The following is a 21,539-nucleotide window of genomic DNA, read 5'->3' on the forward strand; positions in this document are numbered from 1 at the left end:
AGCCTCGCCACACCCCCTCAAGTGTCAAGGGTCCCTCGCCTTCGTCCCGTACACGCCGACGGCCCGAGGAACACACTTCCGGCCCCCCGGGCCGCCTGACAACTCACGGAGACACCATGACCGAGAGCACCGATGTGGTCGTGATCGGCGGCGGCTACGCCGGCGTCATGGCGGCCAATCGCCTGACGCAGCGCGACGACGTGACAGTGACTCTGATCAACCCGCGCCCGGTCTTCGTCGAGCGGATCCGCCTGCACCAACTGGTGGGCGGATCCCACGACGCGCTCGTCGACTACACACAAGTCCTGGGCGACGGCGTCCGACTGGTGGTCGACACCGTGACGCGGATTGACGCGTCCGAGCGCAGCGTGACGCTGGCGGCCGGGGGCACAGTCGGCTACGACTACCTGGTCTACGCGGTGGGCAGCGGCAGCGCCGACCCGCGCGTGCCCGGCGCGGCCGAGTTCGGCCACCCGATCGCCGGCCTGGAGGAGGCGGAGCGGTTGCGCGCGGTCGTCGACGCAGCGCCTGCCACTGCCGCGATGACGGTGGTCGGAGCCGGTCCGACCGGCATCGAGACCGCCGCCGAACTGGCGGAGGAGGGCCACGCCGTGACCCTGGTCTGCGGTGAGGTGCTTGGCCCCTCCCTTCACCCCCGAGGGCGGCGCTCGGTTGCCAAGCGGCTTGCCACACTCGGTGTGACCGTGCTCGAAGGCCCCGATGCGAGAGTGATGGCCGTGACTCGGGATGACGTGCAGCTCACCAGTGGCGGCAGGTTGCCGAGCACGGTGACCATCTGGACCGCCGGATTCGGCGTGCCGGACCTGGCCGTCCGCAGCGGGCTGAGCACCGACGCCTTGGGGCGGCTACTCACGGACGAGACGTTGACCAGCGTGGACGACGTGCGCATCGTCGCGGCCGGCGATGCGGCGACACCGTCGGACCTGCCGTTCCGGATGAGCTGCCAGGCAGCGGGTCCTCTGGGCGCGCATGCCGCCGACACGGTGCTCAGCCGGATCACGGGTGGGCAACCCGCGCCCGTCAACCTGGGGTTCGTCGGCCAGTGCATCAGCCTGGGGCGTCGCACCGGCGTCTTCCAGCTCGCCTACAAGGACGACACCGCGAAGAGCTTCTACGTCGGCGGCCGCACCGGCGCGAAGCTCAAGGAGTTCGTTTGCAAGCAGACCATCAAGCAACTGAAGGACGAGGCGCGCAAGCCCGGTTCGCACACCTGGGCCCGGAATGACCAGCGCCGGCAGTTGCTGCGGGCCAAGCGTGGTGAGGCGCCGGTCTCCGCTCAAAAGTCAGCCTAGGCGTTGCGAGTCATGACGTCGGCTGACATCGCGTCCTTGACTGGTGAGCGGACGTCCGTATCCAGCGTGGCCTCGCGTCAACGCGAGCCGGCGTCCGCAGCGGGACTTGATGCCGAACCTGCTGAGGGCTGTGGTCAAGTCGGTGACGATGGCGTTCTGCGCGGCGGCAAGGGAGACCTTCCCGGAGCAGACGGCGGTGCGCGGCTTCGTCTCTTTGCCGGTGGCGGAGGCCGGCCCTCTAGATGTAGCGCCCTTGGCGTAGATCGTCGACTTCAGGTTCGCCTGGGAGTCGGCACCGGCCGCCCGCACGTCAGCCAGGCGAATTCGCCCAACGGTTCGATAGCCGGGTAACGGTGCCGTACTCTCTGCTAGTCCTATCGCATGCGTGGCGGAGAGCCACGCCAAGTGGGGGGAATTCAGCCCAAAAGTGAGTAGATCTGCCGGGCATCGCGCGAGTCGGCGCGGTGCCCTTCTCGTGGTCGCCGTCGGCGCGATCACCGCCGTGGCCGGAACTCTCGTCGTCTCGGTCGACACGGCAGGCGCCACGAACGCCCCTCCGGCGTACACGTCCGCGATACCGGACACCGCCCCGCGTCCCCCAGCCGCAGCGCCGCACTGGACAGCCCTTGCGGCCAAGCGGTTCTGGACCGCGCAGCGCATGGCAGAAGCGAAGCCGCTTCCGGACTCCAAACCGCGGACCGGGGGCAAGGCCGCCCACGCCACGCTCCAGGGGCTCGTCAAGCCGCCGGTCTCCGGTGGCCTGAACGCCCAGGACCTGCGCGAGGCCCCGATGGACGCCACGCCGACCGACACCGCCGGCCCGACGGACACACCCACCGACACCTCGTCCCCGGCTCCCTCCGCCACGGCTACGGACACCCCGACCGCCGCGCCGACGGACACCTCGTCCGCCTCCCCGGGCGCTTCCCCCACCCCGTCGGGCTCGGCGAGCCCCACCGCCGCGCCCAGCGCGTCCGCCACGGGCACGGGCGGGACAGGCCCCGTCAGCTCCTCCTTCGGCGGGCTGCCGATGGTCGGCCGGATGTACATGCAGACCAGCAGCGGTTCCTACTTCTGCACCGCGAGCGTCATCAACAGCCCGCACCACAACCTCGTGCTCACCGCCGGGCACTGCATGGACGGGCGGGCAGGCGGCGGCTCGCTCGCGTTCGTCCCCCGGTGGACCGCGGCCAATCCCCAGCCGTACGGCATCTTCCCCGTCGCCACCGACTCCGACGGCCGCAGCCGGGTCTGGCTCGACCCCCGCTACTACGACCGCGGACACGTCAAGGGCGCCCCGTGGGACGTCGCGTTCGCCCAGGTCGGTGCGCGCAGCGACGGCAAGCAGGTGCAGGACGTGGTGGGCGGCAACAACCTGGCCACCGGCCGCGGCTATGTCTTCCCCAGCATACGGCTGGTCGGCTACCCCGGCACCGCCACGCGGCCCCTGACCTGCAACAACAACACCACGCAGTACACCCCCACGGACGGCACCCCCGGCTCGTACCTCCGGATCGCCTGCAACGGCTTCGCCACCGGCACCAGCGGCAGCCCGTTCCTGGAGAACTTCGACCCGACCACCGGCACCGGCGACGTGGTCGGCAGCATCGGCGGCTGGGACACCGGTGGACCGACCGACGACGTCTCCTACAGCTCCTCCTACGGCTCCGACGTCCAGAACCTGTACAAGGCGGCGGTCGCCGGCACCGCCCCCGCACGCCCCAATGTGCTGCCTGGCGCCTCCACACTCACCCACGCCACCCTCGTCACCTCCGGCTCCTTCGCGCCCTCACCTTCGCCCGATCCGGAAAAGAGCGACCTGGTCGTGCGCTGGTCGGACGGCGAGCTGACGCTGTACCGGGGCGGTGGCAACGGACGGTACGACAAGGAAGTACGGCTCGCCGCGGCCAACACCACCTGGACGAAGGCCGTCTCCATCACGGCCGGCGACTTCACGGGCACCAACACCTACGACCTGCTGGTGCGCTGGAGCGATGGCAGCCTCACCCTCTTCCCCGACGTCGACGCGCGCGGCCTGCACAGCCAGGTCACACTCGTCAAGCCGGGCACGCTGTGGCAGCACGAGGTCGCCATGACCGCGGGCCGCTACACCACCGACGACCACTGGCCCGACGACCTGATCGTGCGCTGGTCCGACGGCGAGACCACTCTCTACAAGAACATCAACTCCACCGGGACACACGGTGAGGTCCGGCTCAGCCCGGCCAACTCCACCTGGACGCACGCCACATCCCTCACGTCCGCCGATTTCTCCGGAACCAATGAGTCAGACCTCGTGGTCCGCTGGTCCGACGGCGAACTGACCCTGTACCCGGACATCAACCAGTACGGCTTCCACGGAGAGGTGCGACTGCGGGCCCCGAGCTCCCTGTGGACCCACGCCACGCTCACCACGGCGGGCAACTTCACCAGCACCGACAACCGGGGCAACGACTACCTCGTGCGCTGGTCCGACGGCCAGCTGTCCATGTACCAGGACAGCGGCAACAGCCTCGGCAAGGAAGCCGTACTCGCGGCCGCGTCCGGCTCGTCGCTGCCGTACTACCGGCGCTGACCACGAAGTCCTCTGGGCCTCGGCCCAGAGGACTCCCAGCGTTCCGTATGGGTGGTACCGGCGATAGCGGCCAGACACCCGGGCGGCCATCGTGCAGCTGAGGAAGATGCCGGCCAGCCCCGCGTTTGCCCTGAGATCGGCTTCGGCCGCCCTCATCGCATGCCGTATTCCGGGAGCGCAGCGTCTCCTCGACTCACTGCCCGGACGGGGAGGAGCGTCACTTCGCTCACGGTCGATGCCGCAGGCGGTCCCGCGGGTGGCGGGGGCCTCCAGCGCGGCGCTGACCCAGGCCGCGTATACGGCCTTGCCCTGCTCCTGGGAGCGCTCGGCAGGCGGGGACGAGTCGCTTGGGGGTGGGGCAGACCGCACGCACGCCGCCCGCTAGCATCCCGGACATGGTGAGACGGGGGTGGCGGCTGGGTGCCGTGGCGGGGATAACAGTGCTGGCGGCGTTCTGCGCCTCGGGACCAGAACGCCATGAGTTCATACGCACGGCGTCGGACCTCGGCCCCCTACCGGGCGACCGCTACGACTACACGGCGCAGGACTACCAGCGATCCCAGCGGGCGTCGGCCTTGCTGATCCGCCAGTGCATGGCGAGCCGCGGTCACCCGGACTTCCCGCTCGACCCCCGCTATCCCAGCGACCCCGTTGTCGCCGTCGCGGTCGGCACCGACTACGGCGCCCTCGATCTCGGCACCGCCCGCCGCTGGGGCTACGGCTGGGACCCCGCACAGCACCCGGCCCCCCGGGCGACGGGCCGCCGCATGACCAACGCCGAGTATGCGGACTGGCCCGCCTGTAACGCCGAGGCGAGTCGGCGGCTGATGCACGGCATAGATCTGAAGCGGGACTGGCTCTACGCAAGCAGGCGGGCGATCGAGGTCGACAAAGCAGTCAAGCACGACCCGCGCCTCCGAGCAGCCTGGGATGAGTGGTCCCGCTGTGTGGCAGAACAAGGATTCTCCCGCTACCCCGACCCCGTCGCAGCGTACACGGACCGCGCCTGGCAGCGGGACAACAGCGGCAACACCCGGCATACGCAGCGGGAGCGGGCCACCGCCGTCGCAGACGTCACATGCAAGCGCCGCCACCACACGGTCGAGCTCTGGCACGCCGTACGGGCGCAGAAGCAGGGCGCGGACATCGCACGGCATCGCGCCCGCTACAACGCGGGGCTTCAGGCGCTACGGACGTACCGAGCCAACATCGCCGAGGTGCTCCGGAAGGCCGGCTAGTGCTCAGACCGGGATGGTTCGCCGGGTCGCCTCTTCTGGCGGTCGGATGTGCGGTGACGTCCGATCCGACCGCTGGGGGTGTGGTGGCTGAGCCTGTCCGTAGCGAGAAGGGGCTCCGCTGGGGTGGACGCCGCCTCGACTCGGCGGCCTGATCAATCCGGTGCGACGAGGTGAACCAAGCATCAGGACGACAGCAGGGGCGGGACTGGCCTCGCGATCGCGGCAGCCGGCAGCAGAACGTCAGGTTCGGCGCCGGGATCCTCGGCGAGGACAAGGCCGGCTGCGTCGGTGTCGAAGCCGTTCGGCCAGATGGTCAGGTCGCTCGCCAGCGCGCCTTCGAGTCTCGCGTGCCGCAGGTCGGCACCGCCGAGGTCGCAGCCCCGCAGGTCGGCCATTCGCAGATCCGCACGGACGAACACCGCCCCATGGGCCCGAGCCTTGCGCAGGTTCGCCTCCCTGAGGTCCGCACCGGAGAAGTCCGCCTCCCGCAGGTCGGCCTTGACCAGGCGTGCGCCGCGCAGATCGGCTTCGAGACAGCGGACCTGGTGAAGAATCGACGTCCCGAGTTCGGCATGCCGCAGGTTGGCCTCGATCAGTGACGCCCCGCTCAGGTTGACCTGGTACACGCTCGCCGCCTCCAGGCACGTGGCGTCGAGGTTGACGCCGTTCAGCCACAGCCCGTCGCAGTCGGCCCGACGGAGATCGGTGAAGCTGACGTTGAGCCAACCCGGGCTGCGTTCCTGGCCAAGGACCCCGAGGCAGGTGAGCGCCACCTGGGCATCGGCGGCACGGGTCTCCAGCGGGCGCACCGAGTTGATGGACGCGTCCGCCGCCGGAGCGTCCGGCTCCTGTGGCGGCCACGGCAGGTGCGTCCGAAGGTATGCCGCCATGATCGAGACGACGGCCTCGTGGTCGCGGGCGGAGTGGTCCGCGATCCGCCACAGTGCGTAGATGCCGCCTATCCGCACGTCCAGCTTGTCACTGCCGAGTTGTTCCACTGCCCGGCTGAAGCGATCGGTGACATTGCCCTCCCGGGTGGCGTTCAGCCCGTCCTGGCTGACCCGCAACTGCCGCCAGGTGGCGTAGGCACCGAACAGCACGACCGCGCCACCGATCGCCTGCAGGAGCGTGGTACGCACGTTGTTCACCGCGTTCATCCGGTCCGCGGCGGCAAGGTGGCCGCCGGCGAGATCGTGGTCCACCACTATCCCTGGAAGCACCAGGAGCACGACGAACACCACGGCCAGTGTGGCCACCCCGACCAACGCCACGACGACCACGCGAGTCGCACGCCGGCGGCTGTGAACCGATTCCCCCATAGCCATCGGATCCTAAAGCAAGGCCGAACCCGGCGAACCGGTTGGGATGCGCCGTACTGACCTTTGCGCTTCAGGGGGACGACAGACACTGCGCCGTCGACAGTGTCGCTGAGGTGGGGCGTATGAGCTTGATCCCTTTTCGGTCTGGCCGCTGGTGGGTGGCGCCGGGGGGCAACGCAGAATGGGAAAATGAAGTCACGCACCACATCCCGCAGGAGGCAGTCGGACCCGGTAGCTGAGTCGGTCGCCGCCTACAGCGGCCACGCCGACGACTACGCGGCTGTGCATGCTCCGAAGATGGCGGATCGTGTTGAGCGGTTCGCGGGCTCCTTGCCTGCGCCCTCGCTGATCCTTGACGCAGGGTGTGGTCCGGGCCGTGACCTTGCGAGGTTCCGGAGGCACGGGCATGTGGTGCGTGGCGTTGACCTTAATCCGGTATTCGTGGCGATGGCCAACGCCCACGCGCCTACCTCCGAGTGTGACCTGCGCGAGGTCGGGTCCCGATTCCCAGCCGGAACGTTTGATGGGATCTGGGCCTCCGCGTCACTCGTCCACCTCGACGTGGTGGATGCGGTGGACGTACTGGGGCAGTTCGCCGGACTGCTGCGGCCCAGGGGCCGGCTATACGTGTGTTTGAGCGCCACCGGCCGTACAGGCTGGCTCGATGAACCGGACGGCCGACGGTGGTACACCGTGTGGGACCCAGACGAGTTCGCCGCTGCGGTGGCCGGTGCGGGCTTCACGATCGACGGTGTCGACCGGGGGCCGTACGTAGAGGTGTGGGCGACCCGCGGCGGCTGACTTCCAGGTCGAGGCGGGGGCCCTGGGGGTCAGGCGGACTGCATCGAGGGCGCCCTGCTCCCTCGCTCTGCGTGCCGCATCCTGTACCCGTGGCGCGGTGCTCCGCGGGGCACCGGCTGCGGACGCTCACCTGGGAGCGGTAGGCGGAACGTCTGTCTGAGGTGGGCGGCGCAGGGCACGATGGTGTCCATGAGGGGGCGGCGCGCTGAGTATGGGATTGAGGTCAGTCAGGCGGCCCGGCGTGGGCGCGGTGCTGGGGTCCGCAGCGCCGCCATGTCGAGGCTCTGCTGGCTCTCGACGGCTACTGGAGTCCTGGGGTGATGGGAGAGGAGCAGCAGAACTGGATCCGGGAGACGGCCCAGAGGGAAGATGCGGCTTCCCGAGAGCGCGCACGGCCTCCACACCTGTCCCGTTCGCGGACATGAGACATTCTCTGTGGAGGGGTTTGACCCTGTCTTCGGCCGGGTTGGGTACGGACAGTGCCAGAACATCCGGCCGGAGCCTGAGCTCCGGCCGGCGGACGGGCGTCGTCAGACGCTCCAGATCTCCTTCATCGTCTCCACTTCGCCCTTGCCGTTCAGCGTGACCTCATAGATGTTGCCGAAGCAGCCGTAGGGTGCCTTCACCTTGGGGTAGTCCTTGGTGGGAGCCCCGATTTCCTCGGCCAGGCAGCGGTCGATGTGCAGCGACAGCTGCTCATGGTCGACCTGCTTCCACTTGCCGGGACCGGCGGCCAGGGCCAGGTATGCCTTGACACCCGCCGGAAGGACGTAGTGCTTGGTCTGAGCCCCCTTCTCGGCGCCGTAGATCCAGTCGTTCGGCGTGCAGTGCGGCTTGGCCTCCGCGGCCTCGAAGCCGCTGGAGTCACGCATCAGCTCGACCTTCACCTTCGTATGCCCTGCGGGCAGGGTCGGCGGCGTGCCGCAGTCCCCGCCCTTTCCGCCACCATCGACGTCATCGGTCGGGTCGCTGTTTCCGGCCTCGCCGGTGTCCGATGCCTTGGACGCCGTAGCCGACGGCGCGCTCGACGGCGAGGCGCTGCTGCCGGAACCTCCGGTTGTGCCTTCGGCGTTGGAGTCGTCCGGGTCGCAGGCGGTGACGCCGCTCAAGGCGGCGAGAAGCACAATCGTGCTGAAAACACGGCGAGTTGAGGTCATTCTTCCATTCCCCCGAATAACAGAGCTCGGTGACGTGATCATGATTGATCGACGGAGCTTTCTACACCACGGGGTTGTTGAAAGGCCAATTGTCGAGGCAAGAGGCGATGTCCGTCAGGGGCGTCTGCGAGGACTTCGCCGGCCGCGACCAGCACACCAGCGCCTCTGAAACTGCGGGAAGCGTGGCCCAAGGGCGGCACCGGCAACCACACCGACACCAGCGTGCTACTGCGCCCGATCGTCCTCCTGCATGATCGAACAGACATCGCTCGTCCCCACTGAGGGGGCGGATCCCTTCAACGACGTGCGCGGCAAGTGAGCACCAAAGCGTCGAGATCGGCGGGGGGACGGGGAGCGCTGCCTCCCGCACAGACCGGAATTGCCAGTCCGGCGCCCTCTTCGGCCGTTCTGCCGGCTGCGCCGGCCAGGCCTGTTGAGCGGCATTGTCAGTGACAGCGCGTAACGTGTGATCATCGAACCAGCAGTGTGGGGGAGGGCCGGCGCATGGGCGGGCGTGTGGAAAAGGGCGGCTACACCGCGGAACTGACGGATGATCTGGAGGTCGTCTACCGCAATCCGCAGGGGCGGAGGCTCAAGAAGTTCCCCGATGCGATCGCGGGTGCTCCCGGGCTCGCAGTCCTGCTGGGGGCACGGACACATCTGCGGAAGCACCGTGAGGCGTGCCGCCTGCAGGCGGGTGGGTGGGCGTCGGACGGGGTCCGTGTCCCGCGTGCCCTGGCCGACGCGGACCCGCTGTGGCGGGAGGCTCTGGAGGCCGAGTCCGTCGAGCTGACCGACGAGTTGGGCGACGGTGGCCTGTGGGTTCGTACGTACGCCGGGTTCGACGGCCGCACGCTGACCCAGGTGCTTCCCGAACAGCTCATCCCGTACCGCGACCGCTTGATGCGCGGGCAGCACTGGGAGCCGGACGGCTGCTTCTCCACCGGCATACCGGACCCCTCCGACGGTGCCCTTCCCTTCCCTGAGCGGGTCATCGCCGCCCACCCCGGCTTCGAGGAGCCGGCGACCGAGAAGCTCCTGCTCCTGCAGGACCGCACACAGCAGTGGAGGTTCGCCTACAAGGCGGACGTCGACAGTGTCCTCCAGGGCATGGAGGAGTCGCTCCCCGCGCTGCTGATCACGCTCCTCGACGAGATGGCCGACCTCGCCCTGCGGCAGGGCGAGCATGCGACAGCCGCCGCCTGGTTCGGGCGGGCCCGCACCGCCGAACGGGTGCAGGCGCGCAAGATCGACAAGGAGTGGCTGCTGGGCCGGTACCTCACATACGCCGAGGGCGAGGCCCTCTCCGCCACGGTCCTGCGGGCCTGGGCGCGCGAGCTGGCCGTCAAGGGAGAGGCGACCGAGGCGGATCTCTCGCGGTTCCGTCAGGTGGTGGTCCGCCGTGTCCAGGCGTCGTCCGAGGTGTACCCGCAGCTGGCCGGCGATGTGCGCAAGCTCGCCAAGGCCGCCGGTCTCGAACCGGAGTCGGAACTGGCCACGCTGCTCGGGGAGATGTTCGCGGTCGGCGGTGTCTCGCTGTCGGACGACAAGTTCTGGACCGACTGCCTCAAGGGCCGGGCCATGGACCTGCTGGGCAGGCACGCGCCGGAGGCCGCTCGCCAAGTGCTCAGGCTGCGTCCTCGGCGTTTCGGCGACAGTTCCAGGGTGTGGCGGGAGCTGCTGGAACGCACCGATGCGCTGGCGTTGCTCACCGGCGAGGTCCCGGGGCTGCCCGTCGGCGAGGCCGCCGCCTGGCTGTCCGCGTGCGTCCTCTCGAACAGTGACAGGAACGGCCCCTGGTCCGTCATGTACGAGATCGCCGAGCGGATCGCGCCGAAGCTGGCTGCCGACGGTGTGCCCGTACAGTTCCGTTACTGGCGAATCGGCGAGTATGCCAACGGTAGGACACCTCTCGACCTGATCGACCTGCTTCTGGAGCACGGCGCCCCCGTCGCCGACCCTCCCGAGCTGCTCGGCCCGTCGCAGTTGTCCTGCATCCAGCTCAGCCACCGGCCGAAGCTGGAGCACCTGCAGGCGGACGAGCGCTTCGCCAAGGAGCTGCGGGCACGGGTGCGTGCCGACCTGGAGATGACCACCAAGGACCTGGCGTCCAACAGCTGGTACCAGCCGCACGAGGCCAAGGGCTGGCAGCGGATCCCCGAGCTGTTCGACAACCCGATCGGGCACGAGGAGATCCGGTCCTGGTTCGGCCGCGAGCGGGCGAAGCTGCGCGCGGGCGTCGACTTCGAGGAACTGGTCCTCCTGCTCGGCCGGCTCGTGCACGTGGGCGTGGCGGTGGACCTCCTCCTCAAGGACGCGGAGGCGGCGGCCGAGTTCGCAGCGGTGGACGTCGTACCGCTGGTGATGGCAGAGTTGCCCGACACCGTCTCGCGTGCCCAGGTCGAGGAGTTGCTGGGGAGGCTTCAGCCCTACTACGTCGAGCGGGAGGGTGTCCGGGGCCCCAATCGCGGACCGATCCTGGAAGCACTGCCGCAACTGGGCGAGCCGATGCACAGCGGGGCCGCCCGCTCCCTGGTCATGGCCGTCAACTGCCGCGCTGGACTGAAGCGGCTGGTGGGCTGTCTCACCCCTGGCGAGGGTGATGTGTCACCGGCCGCCGACGCGGGGTCGCAGGAGCCGGAGGACAAGGTGAGCCGTCAGATGATGGCGCTCGCGAAGGAGGGCACGGCCGTTTGGGGTGGTGATCTGGGGCAGGCCACCACCACGTTCGACCGTATGCCACGCAACGGCCGGTTCCGGCGCACGCACGCGTGTGCCGCGGCACTCGCCCTGTGCGCCGTTTCCTCGGCGCCGGGCGGCTCGGCGGCCCGGTCGCTGATGATGTACGCCGCCCACCCCTTCGTCACCGGCGAGCCGGGACACTGGCGGATCGTCCACTGCGAGGTTCCCGAGGACCGTACCGACATCAACGCCCCGCTTCCCGGGTCCGTCTTCCGGACGGACACGTCCGTCGCCTACGTCCTGGCCAGCGGAGGCAGAGATCCCCGGCGCACGCTGTGGGAGTACTCCCCGGACGGCGTCTACCCCGAGGACGGCCCACTGGCTGTCGCAGGCGTGAAGCTCACGCGTGCCCATGTGCTGGAGCCCGTGCGTCCCGGCACATGGTTCACGCGCTTCGCCGAGCTGTACCGCAAGCACGGACCGGCACCGGCCCGCCCGGAGCTCGTCCGCGCCTTCGCGGAGCGCCTGGGCCTCTCCCCGGCGGAGGCCACCGCGCTGCTGACCGCACACGTCCCCTGCGCACCGCACCAGCTCGACGAGGAGGACGGCTACCTCTCCGGGCACTACTCCGCCGACCTGGAGTCCTGGAAGATCCGGTACAAGGAGGCGGAACAAGCGGTTGCCGCACTGACCGACGCGCTCGGCCCCCGGTTCTTCACGACGTTGTACGACAAGCTCCTTCCCGACGACCCCGAGCAGCTGTGGGCCACAGGGCCCGACGTGGACCGGGCCGCCGAGTGGTGGCTGGAGGAACTGGGCAGCCCCCTGCCCGTACCCACCGCGCTCCTGACCCTCGCCGCCAAGGAGACACTCCCGCCCCAGGGCGAGGCGGCCATGACTCGGCAGCCCCGCGGGGACAACCGGCGCTGGTGGCCCCACCTGCGGCTGCCCGCCCTCCTCGGCCGGCTCACCACCGGGGCGGACTGCCTGGCTCCCCACCGCGCGGGCCTGGCGGGCGAGCCGCATCTGCTGGCCCTGCCGAGAATCGCGGCCTGGCTCGCCTACCGCACCCCGGCCGGTGACCCGTCGCGCCCCGCGGCCGGCGCGGCGATATCCCGGCTGCGCGAGGAGCTGTCCTCGGGCCCCGGTCCGCTCACGCTCTTCTCACTGCAGAGCAACTACCTGATGGGCCCACCCCCTTCGACGGATGCGCTCACCGCTCATCCGGCGGTCACGGAGGTGGCCGACGCGGCGTACGACATGCGTCATCTGTGTGTGGACCCAGTCGCGCTCAAGGGACCCGATGATCCTCTGCTGGACGCCTTGGACACCTACCTCGACTCCGTACTGCCCTCTCAGTGGCTGCCCAGCCCCTCGGGACTGCCCGCCGTCGCAGACCTGCGGCTGCTGCTGAGCGACGACTTCGCCGCGCTCGGAGCACACTTGCTCACCGACGGCGAGCGCCCCCCGGGCTGGGAACAGGACCCCGCGCGGTCCGTGCCGCATCTCGTCGAGGACTGCGCCGAGGCCTTCGGGCTGGGCGAGGACGCCGCGTCGCTCTACCTGATGCTGCTGGCACTGCCGGACCCGTCGGACCGCAACGTCAAGGCGTGGACCGGCTGGAAGCCCAGCCGCTTCAAAAAAGCGGAGGCCGAGCTGCACGCGTCGGGCCGAGTGCTGCGTGCCCTCCGGTCACGAGCGGGCCGCTCCCTCTTCCTGCCGGGCGCCTGGCAGGAGCGGAAGCCGCCTCGCCTCCCGATCGAGGCGTCGAAGCTCGGCCTGCTGCCCCTGGCCAGGGAGCACCGGTCGACATCACACCTGACCGCGGTTCCCTCCGCCCCGCTGCCGGTGCTGTTCACACGGGCGTGGGAGGGCGTAGCCAGGTAGGGGCACATAAGGGTGTAGTGGAAGCAACGGGCGTCGTGCAGTTCAGTGCTGGGGCCCGTCTCTCAGACATGGCTGTGGGATTGTCAGGAGTAGGGCGTCCCGACGTAACGCGGAACTGGCCTCCGGCTGGTGCCGGAGGCCAGTTTGCTGTGGGGTCGCTGCTGGGGTGCCGGGTGTGGGTTGGCTCAGCTGATGGTGTTCAGCATCGCTGCTTCGACGTGGTTGGCGGCGTTGCGGTGGCCGAGGGCGTTGGGGTGGACGAAGGAGAGCTGGTCAGGGGGCGTGAGGAAGCCTTCCACCCACTTGCCGGCGTCGCAGACGCTGTGGCTCCGGGAGGAGTCGTAGAGGTCGACGAAGCTGGCGGCTTGCTGGGTGCCGGTGGACTTCTCGATGGTCTTGTTGAGGGGTTCCAGGACGTCCTTGCGCAGCCAGTCCAGATCGCCGCGGGTGATCGAGCCGAACTGCGTCGGGTCGTTGTAGCGGCACTTGGACGTGTCGTTGGGGACGATGGTGGGGTAGCCGACGGTCAGGATCTTGGCGTGCGGGGCGCGCTCGTGGAGCACGGTGAGCATCCGGTCGTAGTCCCGGCTCACCTTGTTCAGCCGGGCCGGGATGCCGGCGGCCAGGGCGTCCTTGCACGGGGTGCCCACGCCGCCGCTTTCCTCGCCCAGCTTGGGACACTGCATGAGGATGTCGCCGAAGCCGAGGGTGTTGCCGCCCACGCCGACGGTGATCACGTCGGTGCCGGGGCCCACCGCCGCGGACTGGGGCGGCACCGCGGGGAACGGGTAGTCCGGGTCTTCGGCGAAGGGCGGCAGGTGACGGCCGATCGGCTCTTGCGCCTCGTCGGTGACGTTCCCGATGGTGGCGGCCCCGCAGCTGACGTTGGTCAGGTCGAAGAGCGAGCCGAGGTCGCGGTCGATGACCTGGGGGTAGGACTGGTCGGTGCGCTCGCAGCCATCGCGGGGGACCTCGAAGACGTCGCCGGCGGCCGGGATGACGCCTGCAGTGTAGGAGTCGCCCAGGGCGACCCACTGGTAGTCCGCGGCGGCGGCGGGTTGCGCCCCGGCGAACTGCGCGGGGATAAGGGTCCCGGCGGTGAGGGCTGCGGCCGAACCGAGCAGGGCCAGACGAGTGCGGAAGCGGGCCACGAATCCTCCAGGGATACGGTTTTGGCGACGTTTTGACCATAAAGAGGCAATCACTAAACGCACTAGATCCAATACGGACAGTCATAATGGGGCTGAGGGGTGCGTCTCTGTGGGTGACTGGGACTCGGTGTCCCGACCACTCGCGCCCTACTGGCGACCGCTCTGGTGGGGTACTTGCGCAGCGCAGGGAAGTTCTTGATCGACTGCAGGATCCCGGGCCGACCGCACGTCCCCTCGGTGGCTGTCTTGTTCTCGATCACCGGGAACCTCAACCTCCGGCCGTTCAGGGCCACGAGGACTCAGCGCAAGATCTGACGCGGACGCTCTGCCGTGCGGGGCGGACGGAATGCGGTGGGGGCGGCGTGCCGGAAGTGATGCCGATGCCTTGGTTTGTGAGCTGGCGGACCGCGCTCTGCAGCAGCAGGGCTCGTGCCTCGGTGCGGTAGGAGACGGGCAGGACGAACGCCGCTTCGTGCGGGCTGTACTGGAAGTAGCAGCTGTACAGCACGGTGCGGGCTTCGGTGGGCACGCTGGCGGACGGGACCCCCACCACGCCGTCGGGGTACCGGATCAGTGCTGAGCGACTCGGTGACCTCTGGCGCGGCGGGCTGGTGTGGTGGGTCCGGCCGATGGAGGGCGTTGCGCCGGACCCCGTGCATGGCTTGGGCGTAGCGGGGCAGGACACGCCGGGCGACCTGGGCGGCGGCACGGACCGGATCGTCGCGGACGGCGATACCGTTCGGCTCCTCCACACCGCGGAAGTGCTTGAGACGCGTCGGCTGGTGCGTGCTGCACTGCCGGCCGATCCCTCGACGGCAACCGTCCGTATCGGGCAGCTCCTCGTTGAGCGAGACACCGAGCAGCGCGTACTCCGCGATGTCCTGCAACCTGTGCCCGCCCATGGCGATGGGCGGACGCGGACGCGGACGCGTACGAGCACGTCAACGATGCTCCCTTTCCCCGGTACATGGAGGAGGCGAGGCCCCGGATGTTCCAGGAGATGCTGCCCACCGACGAGGCCGACCGCCGCCAGCACGCCTCTCAAGCCGAGCTGGACTTCCTCGCTCGCACGGTGGCACTGCCGGGAGAGGCGGCTGGGCACTGTCAAGAAGCGGGCAGCACGGTGGCAGGGCGGCGTCAGCGAAGCAGCTCGTCGCTGGAATCCTGTGCCGGAAGGAACTTCACGGCTTTTCGGGCCAGGACGGCAGCGAAGTATTCACGTGCGTCGGGACGCAGTCGCGCCAGGGAGACCATGCCAGTGATGACGGTGTCGGCCACCTCGTCCTGAACATCTGTCCACGTGTGGCTGTGCCCTTTCCGCGGGTTGGTGCCCCGGGCGCCGATGACGGCCTGTGCAGCCTCACCTACCTCTTCGGCGAGCTTGAGCACTTGCAGGGTCCATTGCTCCTCTGACGCGAGTCCGTTCTCGGTGTCGAGGCGGCTGAACGTGTCGGCCAGATGCTGGATGGTGTCCCACGTGTCGTTTGCAGAGGCACGCGTGGGATGGTCGCGGGATCGCGGGGGCACTGCGGTTCTGCGCATGAGCGCTGGATCGCTGGTGAATCCGAGGGACTCGTACAGAGGCCTGGATTCGTCACTGGCGTGCAGTTCGAAGAGGGTGACGCCCTCCTGCCCCAGGTCGTCGAGGAGTGCCGTGAGGGCGGCCTTGGCGTAGCCACGGCGTCGGTGCCCGGGCCGGGTGGCCACGGCCTGGATGCGCGCGGCCAGTCCCTCTGGGTACCGCGGTGCGGGGAGCACGGGGCTGACCAGGGCTAGGGCGCAGGTGGCGACTCCTCCCTCCGGTGCGTCGACGACGTAGGCCCGGGCGTCGCCACCAGGCTGGAGTCGTTCGGCCAACTGGCCTTGGCAAAGGGCCTGCCAGTCCGAGTCGAGCGGTTCGGAGAGAATCAGCTCGGATCGCAGGCGGGTGATGCCTCCGGCGTCGGCGGGCGTGGCTCGGCGTGGAGTGGTCATGGGATCGGTCCTTAGAGAGGGCCACGGTGTGGTCGTCCGGGTGGTCCTGCCCGTTGAGGGCTCGGGTCACGTGGAGGAGGTCGTTGGCCGGTCGGTGATGGCGGTGACGTGGGCGGGGGCGTGGTCGACCGGCAGGTCGGGGCGCCAGGCGGTGAGGATCTGGGCGCTGCACTCGAACAGGTCCGGGGGCAGGGCGTCCAGAGGCCACCAGCGCCAGTCGCCGACGCTCTCGCCAGGCTGGTCGGCCGGCTCGCCTTGCCAGTGGGTGACGAGTGCGCCGAAGGTGATGCGGACGACGTCGCCGGCCTGGTCGAGGAACATGCCCAGGAGACGGACGTCGGCAGGGTCGGCGCACAGACCGGTCTCCTCGGCGAGTTCGCGTACGACTGTCTCTTGTAGTGACTCGCCCGGCTCCACGGTCCCGCCGGGCAGCTCCCGGGTGCCCAGCCGGTGTCGGCCAAGGAGGAGGCCCTGCGGCCCGAACAGCACGGCGCCGACGCCGACGGCCGCGTGGGCGACGGGTGGTTTCGCGGTGCGGGGACGGGCGGTGATCCGGGCCGGCCGGTGGACATGGAAGAGCCGGTAGGAGGCGTGATTGTCCTTTTCCGGCGCGTCGAGGACGGTGATGCCCTGCACGCGGAGCCCGTACTGGTCGAGCAGGTCTTCCCACAACTCGGGGGTGAGCACCCACATGTGCACGGTGAGATCGTCGCCGCCGGCCGGGCGCAGGATCTCCGGGCGTGGGGTGACGGTCGACGCGGGGCCGTCGCCGGCGGAGTTGGTGTGCAGCACCGTGAAGTACAGCCGTCCGCCCGGCTTGACGGCGGTCGCCAGGACGGGCAGGAGCCGGTGCGGGTCGAGGAAGTGGAAGGTGCTGAGGGAGTAGATCACGTCGTACGGTGCTGCCGTACCCAGGTGCTCGGCGGCGTCGGCGTGGACCAGGCTCAGTCCCGGCACATCGGGGTAGCGGGCACGCGCCCTCTCGATCTGACTGAGCGAAGCATCGACGCCGTCCACCCGCGCACCGTAGGCGCGGGCCAGGTGCGCGGCGTGCCGGCCAGGGCCGCAGCCGATGTCCAGGACGCGCAGGCCCCTGACATCCCCGAGGACGGCGTCCCCCGGCCCGTTGGCGGCAGGGCCCCAGCTGATCTGGTCCACTTCCGTCAGGGGCGTGGCGCGCTCCAGGTGGTGGTTTCCGTAGGCGTCCCACGCGAGGCGGGTCTGATGCTCGACGTCCAACACGTCAACCTCCATGCTGGGTTCAGGGGCGGAGTGCGTAGCAGCGCAGCACGTCGAGATCGGCGGTGCGTACGACGGACCAGCCGGCGGTGAGGATCTCGGCCTCGGCGGGTGTGATCCCGACGGCGGCAACCGGCAGGGGCATTGAGGTCATCGGAGGCGAAGTCCATCAGGTGCCAGGCCAGCCCCTCGCCCTGCTGATGGTTATGGGCTGCGGCGATGACGCTGGGCGCGAAGTCGATGCCAATGGTGCGGCAACCGTAGCGGGAACACGGCCCTCGGGCAAAGCGCCCCTCATCTTGTGCGAGACGTTGTCCCGACGCCTCCAACGCCCCATCGCCGCAGCGGAGATCGGGCTCTCCGCGCCGGGAGCTGACTGCGCTGGCAGACCTGTTCTTCCCCCGAAGAGACCAGCGCACGGCGGCCTGGACGGACGTACGGCTCTCCACCAGTACCTCGTCCACGATGTGGCCAGGTACGTCGGAGAGGTATTCACCAGCGAGCGGTGACGCGAACCACGTCCCGGCCCGCCTGTCCCGGTGCGCCGTCCTGCACCAGGCGTCCGCCGTCGCCCACCCGGCTTGGTCGAACGCTGGCGGTTCACCGGCGACTTCCACCATCCCGTGCATCTGAACCTGGTCCACTTCCAGGTCGAACATGGCACTGAGCCCAGGGGCACCGGTTTCCCCACCGGTGTTCCCGAGTTGGCCGCCGACAAGGCTGATCTCCCCGCCGCAGCTCGCGTTCGTGCAAGCCAGGGTGTGGATTCGGATAGCTGCTGCCAGTGGCGCATGTCACCCCTGTCCCTAGGAGGAGCATCAGCCGGTTTTCTCGGCGACGCCTTGCCGACCGGGATGTGCCAGTTCCCGCCTGTTGGGCGGGGAAAGGCTTCCCTGCGGATGCCAACGGCAAATCTGGCCGCCGACGCTTCACCCGTCCGAAGCGCCCCCCGGACATGGTGTCGAGTCCCAAGCGTCGGCCACTCCCGGGCAGGACGGCAGCGTGGCGCTCATACGGGACATGAGAGCGACGGAGGTTCGTCTAGGGTGAGCGGCGTGCGTGAGATCGCTGGCGTCAGAGCCATACCCGGGGGACGTGTACGTGTGCAATTCCATGACCACGGTTTCGTCGTCAGACGCGACCGGATGGCCGGCCGCATCGCTGAGGCGTTCCTCGGCGACACGGCCGGGTGTGTCACGATTTTGGTACTGCTCGCTTCAGTGGGCCTCCACAGCCTGCTGAACAAGGTGGGTGCGCCGCACGTCGTCGCCGTGGCGTGCCTCTGGGCGTTCATCGTCTCGACCTGTTACGCGGTGCTCCTCGCGCTGCTGCGGTGGGCGGCCGAGGTAGTGGCGGACATCGTGGCATTCGTCGTCGTCGTGGTGACCCTCCCGGGTCTGCTGTTCCCGGGTTACCGGCGGAAGGTGCTGGGCCGATGGCGCGGTGGCGGTCCGGAATCCGAGCCCGGGTGGGTGCCTGCCACCGCCCTCGCCGGAGCGTGGCTGGGCCATGAGGACCCGAGCACGGGCGCCATGGTGACGCTCCAGCGCGTCGACGGATCCGCGGTCGCCTACACCGCCCGGCCCGACAAGGCCCGCGAGTTGCACGCCGGTTTCGAGGCACTGCTGCGCTCCCACCGACCGGTCCCTACGGCGATGCCGCACCAGCAACCCGCGCCAGGAGCCGTACCGTACCAATCCTGGTATCCGGAGCCACCCCGCAGCTGACGACGATCGGCGTCGCCGCACTTGCCCGCCCCATCCCCAACTCCCCGTCCGCGGAGCCGATACGACCATGTCCGTCTTCAGCAAGCGCCGTACCGTCCGGCTCTCCCAGCACCGTACGGCCGACAGCCCATTCGGGCCGATACGGATCAGCTACGATCGCTGGCCCTCCGTCGTCGCGCTCGTCCAGGGACCCGGCATGCCACCCGTCACGGTCCGGCCCGACCGTGAGCACGGCTGGATCAAGGTCGACGGGCGGGTGATCCCCACGCGCCGGGGAAGCGACGGCCGTTGGGCCCTGCGCCGCAGAACACGCACCCGCACGGCCGTGGTGGGCGAGCGCACCTATGAACTGCTGCCCACCGGCCTGTGCCGGGCCCGGCTTGTGCGCAACGGCACTCCCATTGCCGAAGCGCACGGCACCCTGAGCGCGTACGGCCTCTTCCGCACCATCCCCGGCATCGACGCCAGGCTGACCTGGTCCCATGGCCTCGACCCCTACGACGTGGCGATCGGTCAGGCCCTGGTGGTCGCCTTCGGCGCGGGCGCCCCCGGTGCCCTGGCCACGATCGCCTCTTTCTGGCTCGACATCATCAGCTCCTGACACACCACCTCCACGGTGGCCGGTGTCGCTGCAAGACGTTCGAGGCACTGAGCGTTCAGCGACATGGCGGACGAGGGAGAGTCGTATCCGTCGAGAGTTGTGTCACGCGCCCTGCCCGGTGGTCGCCGGTCAGACCAGTACCTGTTCCAGGAGTCGAGCAGGTCGCCGGTGGCGTCGGCGGCGCCGAGGGACCGACGCGGGGCGGTGTGGGCTCGCTGGACGCGGCGTTCGCGTTCGGGACGGAGGGCGGGCCCGCCATCCCCGCCGCCTCGGGGGTGCTCGGCTACCGGCCGCTGACGGTGTGGCCGCCGCTGGTGCCGGGGTTGGTGACGCTTGGCGTCTTCGTGCGGCGCGAGGTGCTCTGCGGTGTGCCCTCGGCCGGGTGGGGAGGTCAGGTCAGCGCGGTGCGGTGATGGAGTCGGCCGTCGGCGTCGTACGAGGGATGTCGACGCGGGAGGCAGGGCCGACGGTGAAGCCGATGACCGCGCCGCCGCCGGGGCGGTTGCGGGCGAAGGCCGTGCCACCGTGGGTGAGGGCGACGGCGTGCACGATGGCCAGGCCCAGCCCGGAGCCGGGCAGGCTGCGGGCACTGTCGGCGCGGTAGAAGCGGTCGAAGACGCGGGGCAGGTCGGCCTCGGCGATGCCCGGTCCGCGGTCTCGCACCTCCACGCGGGTTCCTGTGATCGCGACTTCTATCGGCTCGGTTCCGTCCCGGTCGAACTTGGCCGCGTTCTCCAGCAGGTTGGACAGTGCCCGCTGCACGGCGGCCGGCCGGGCCCGTACGACGGTGTCGTCGGCGTCGACGAGAATCTCCCGGCCGGTGCGGCGCCGGGCGAGGGCGGCCGCGTCCTCGGCCGCGGCGCTCAGGGCGGTCTCCGTGGGCTGCTCGGCGTCCCGGTCCCCGGCGGCCAGCTCGACCAGTTCGTTGACCAGGTTGACCAGTTCGCGGGTCTCGCTCTTCATGTCCGCGATCAGGTCGGCCTTGGCCTGCGGTGGCAGTCGGTCGATGCGGTCCAGGAGGGCCGCGTTGGCCTGCAGCGAGGTCAGCGGGGTGCGTAGTTCGTGCCCGGCGTCCTGGATGAGACGACGCTGGATCTCCTCGGACGCGGCGAGCCGGCCCAGCATGCCGTCGAACGCCCGCCCGAGCCTGCCGACCTCGTCCTGCCCGGCGACGGGGACCGCGGTGTCCAGCCGGCCGGTGCGGGCCACGTCCTCGGCGACCCGGGTCAGCCGGACGAGCCGCCCGGCGATCCTGCGCGCCAGCCACCAGCCTGCGAGGCCGGCCACGACGATGACGATGGCGCTCAGCTCGACGGTGCGTTGCTTCAGCTCCCGGAGCAGGTCCTCGGTGTCGCTGTACTGCTGCGCCACCTGCACGGCTCCCCGCCCGCCGCCGAGCGCGACGGTGGCCACCCGATAGCGGTCACCCTCGATCTCGGTCTTGTAGTAGATGGTGTGGCCGGCCCTGGCGTGCGAGGCCGCGGCTCGGTCGGCGGGGCGGACCTTCAGCGCCGGGAAGCCGCGTTCCTCGACCCGGCCCGTGGGCCCGAGGACCTGGACGTCGGTGCGGATGCGGCGGGAGAGGTCGTCGCGGGGGCTGTCGCTGTCGGGGCTGACGCTGAAGTAGTCCGACGGCGACAGACGGTGCTGGGCGACCTGCTGGTGAAGGTCACCCACGACGCCGTGGAAGACGTCGTCCTGGTCGACCCGCACCATCCGCGCCGCCACGTTGTAGCTGAGGAAGCCGCCGAGGAGCGTGGTCGCGGCGGTGACGCAGGCGAAGGAGAGGGCGAACACGGTGCCCAGGCTGTGGCGCGGGTGCAGGATCGCGAGCCGCTGTCGTGTGCTGTCCATGGGCGGGTCTTCCTCCGGGGC

General features: G+C 69.9%; 17 protein-coding genes. 9 read left to right on the forward strand and 8 right to left on the reverse strand.

The genetic code is table 11. From position 1 onward, the window contains the following. The first annotated feature begins 116 nt into the window (after positions 1 to 116). The 3 genes from ABT171_RS09855 (at position 117) to ABT171_RS09865 (ending at position 5,126) form a co-directional block, all read left to right on the forward strand. Positions 117 to 1,313, forward strand: coding sequence for an NAD(P)/FAD-dependent oxidoreductase (locus ABT171_RS09855; RefSeq protein WP_351241684.1), 1,197 nt, complete (start codon positions 117 to 119; stop codon positions 1,311 to 1,313). A gap of 475 nt (positions 1,314 to 1,788) precedes the next feature. After that, positions 1,789 to 3,888, forward strand: coding sequence for a trypsin-like serine peptidase (locus tag ABT171_RS09860; protein WP_351241686.1), 2,100 nt, complete (start codon positions 1,789 to 1,791; stop codon positions 3,886 to 3,888). Positions 3,889 to 4,283: 395 nt separating this feature from the next. Continuing rightward, the gene (locus ABT171_RS09865; protein ID WP_351241688.1) at positions 4,284 to 5,126 is read left to right on the forward strand and encodes a hypothetical protein; all 843 of its coding nucleotides are present in this window, start codon (positions 4,284 to 4,286) and stop codon (positions 5,124 to 5,126) included. A 182-nt stretch (positions 5,127 to 5,308) separates the two neighbouring features. Here the strand turns inward: ABT171_RS09865 and ABT171_RS09870 are convergent, their stop codons facing one another. After that, positions 5,309 to 6,445 carry a pentapeptide repeat-containing protein gene (locus ABT171_RS09870; RefSeq protein ID WP_351241690.1) on the reverse strand — a complete coding sequence of 379 codons (1,137 nt, stop codon included), beginning with the start codon at positions 6,443 to 6,445 and terminating at the stop codon, positions 5,309 to 5,311. A gap of 189 nt (positions 6,446 to 6,634) precedes the next feature. Between ABT171_RS09870 and ABT171_RS09875 the strand changes: the two genes are divergently transcribed. Then, entirely contained in the window at positions 6,635 to 7,246 is a 612-nt protein-coding gene (locus tag ABT171_RS09875) for a class I SAM-dependent methyltransferase (protein WP_351241692.1), read from the forward strand. Positions 7,247 to 7,776: 530 nt separating this feature from the next. Here the strand turns inward: ABT171_RS09875 and ABT171_RS09880 are convergent. Further along, positions 7,777 to 8,355, reverse strand: a complete 579-nt coding sequence (locus ABT171_RS09880; protein WP_351241694.1) for a hypothetical protein — start codon at positions 8,353 to 8,355, stop codon at positions 7,777 to 7,779. Between the two features lie 552 nt (positions 8,356 to 8,907). Between ABT171_RS09880 and ABT171_RS09885 the strand changes: the two genes are divergently transcribed. Then, positions 8,908 to 12,972, forward strand: coding sequence for a hypothetical protein (locus ABT171_RS09885; protein WP_351241696.1), 4,065 nt, complete (start codon positions 8,908 to 8,910; stop codon positions 12,970 to 12,972). 185 nt (positions 12,973 to 13,157) lie between these two features. On the opposite strand, the gene ABT171_RS09890 is transcribed toward ABT171_RS09885, so the two are convergent. From ABT171_RS09890 to ABT171_RS09910, 5 genes are all read right to left on the reverse strand, one after another. Then, positions 13,158 to 14,123 carry an SGNH/GDSL hydrolase family protein gene (locus ABT171_RS09890; RefSeq protein WP_351241698.1) on the reverse strand — a complete coding sequence of 322 codons (966 nt, stop codon included), beginning with the start codon at positions 14,121 to 14,123 and terminating at the stop codon, positions 13,158 to 13,160. A 283-nt stretch (positions 14,124 to 14,406) separates the two neighbouring features. Further along, on the reverse strand, positions 14,407 to 14,652 hold the full coding sequence (locus tag ABT171_RS09895) for a hypothetical protein (protein WP_351241700.1): 246 nt from the start codon (positions 14,650 to 14,652) through the stop codon (positions 14,407 to 14,409). 608 nt (positions 14,653 to 15,260) lie between these two features. Further along, complete coding sequence (locus ABT171_RS09900) at positions 15,261 to 16,097, reverse strand: GNAT family N-acetyltransferase (protein ID WP_351241702.1); 837 nt, start codon at positions 16,095 to 16,097, stop codon at positions 15,261 to 15,263. A gap of 66 nt (positions 16,098 to 16,163) precedes the next feature. Then, entirely contained in the window at positions 16,164 to 17,339 is a 1,176-nt protein-coding gene (locus tag ABT171_RS09905) for a bifunctional class I SAM-dependent methyltransferase/NUDIX hydrolase (protein WP_351241704.1), read from the reverse strand. Positions 17,340 to 17,358: 19 nt separating this feature from the next. Further along, complete coding sequence (locus ABT171_RS09910) at positions 17,359 to 17,490, reverse strand: hypothetical protein (RefSeq protein WP_351241706.1); 132 nt, start codon at positions 17,488 to 17,490, stop codon at positions 17,359 to 17,361. A gap of 52 nt (positions 17,491 to 17,542) precedes the next feature. Between ABT171_RS09910 and ABT171_RS41865 the strand changes: the two genes are divergently transcribed. From ABT171_RS41865 to ABT171_RS09925, 4 genes are all read left to right on the forward strand, one after another. Further along, positions 17,543 to 17,845 carry a hypothetical protein gene (locus ABT171_RS41865; protein ID WP_503074631.1) on the forward strand — a complete coding sequence of 101 codons (303 nt, stop codon included), beginning with the start codon at positions 17,543 to 17,545 and terminating at the stop codon, positions 17,843 to 17,845. A 594-nt stretch (positions 17,846 to 18,439) separates the two neighbouring features. Continuing rightward, positions 18,440 to 19,063 (forward strand): hypothetical protein, encoded by a 624-nt coding sequence (locus tag ABT171_RS09915; RefSeq protein WP_351241708.1) that lies wholly within the window; start codon positions 18,440 to 18,442, stop codon positions 19,061 to 19,063. Between the two features lie 67 nt (positions 19,064 to 19,130). Beyond that, on the forward strand, positions 19,131 to 19,664 hold the full coding sequence (locus tag ABT171_RS09920) for a hypothetical protein (protein WP_351241710.1): 534 nt from the start codon (positions 19,131 to 19,133) through the stop codon (positions 19,662 to 19,664). Between the two features lie 206 nt (positions 19,665 to 19,870). After that, entirely contained in the window at positions 19,871 to 20,077 is a 207-nt protein-coding gene (locus ABT171_RS09925) for a hypothetical protein (protein WP_351241712.1), read from the forward strand. On the opposite strand, the gene ABT171_RS09930 is transcribed toward ABT171_RS09925, so the two are convergent. Then, positions 20,061 to 21,518 (reverse strand): sensor histidine kinase, encoded by a 1,458-nt coding sequence (locus ABT171_RS09930; RefSeq protein WP_351241714.1) that lies wholly within the window; start codon positions 21,516 to 21,518, stop codon positions 20,061 to 20,063. The genes ABT171_RS09925 and ABT171_RS09930 overlap by 17 nt on opposite strands. Positions 21,519 to 21,539: the final 21 nt, after the last annotated feature.

The sequence above is a fragment of the Streptomyces sp. NPDC001851 genome, from assembly GCF_040297165.1.
In the GTDB taxonomy this organism is placed as follows: Bacteria; Actinomycetota; Actinomycetes; order Streptomycetales; family Streptomycetaceae; genus Streptomyces.

Excerpts from the sequence above, each read along its gene's own strand:
- ABT171_RS09855 (WP_351241684.1), top strand. The coding sequence starts at position 117 with ATGACCGAGAGCACCGATGTGGTCGTGATCGGCGGCGGCTACGCCGGC.
- ABT171_RS09865 (WP_351241688.1), top strand. The coding sequence starts at position 4,284 with ATGGTGAGACGGGGGTGGCGGCTGGGTGCCGTGGCGGGGATAACAGTG.
- ABT171_RS09870 (WP_351241690.1), bottom strand. The coding sequence starts at position 6,445 with ATGGGGGAATCGGTTCACAGCCGCCGGCGTGCGACTCGCGTGGTCGTC.
- ABT171_RS09875 (WP_351241692.1), top strand. The coding sequence starts at position 6,635 with ATGAAGTCACGCACCACATCCCGCAGGAGGCAGTCGGACCCGGTAGCT.
- ABT171_RS09885 (WP_351241696.1), top strand. The coding sequence starts at position 8,908 with ATGGGCGGGCGTGTGGAAAAGGGCGGCTACACCGCGGAACTGACGGAT.
- ABT171_RS09900 (WP_351241702.1), bottom strand. The coding sequence starts at position 16,097 with ATGACCACTCCACGCCGAGCCACGCCCGCCGACGCCGGAGGCATCACC.
- ABT171_RS09910 (WP_351241706.1), bottom strand. The coding sequence starts at position 17,490 with ATGACCTCAATGCCCCTGCCGGTTGCCGCCGTCGGGATCACACCCGCC.
- ABT171_RS41865 (WP_503074631.1), top strand. The coding sequence starts at position 17,543 with ATGGGCTGCGGCGATGACGCTGGGCGCGAAGTCGATGCCAATGGTGCG.
- ABT171_RS09920 (WP_351241710.1), top strand. The coding sequence starts at position 19,131 with ATGTCCGTCTTCAGCAAGCGCCGTACCGTCCGGCTCTCCCAGCACCGT.
- ABT171_RS09930 (WP_351241714.1), bottom strand. The coding sequence starts at position 21,518 with ATGGACAGCACACGACAGCGGCTCGCGATCCTGCACCCGCGCCACAGC.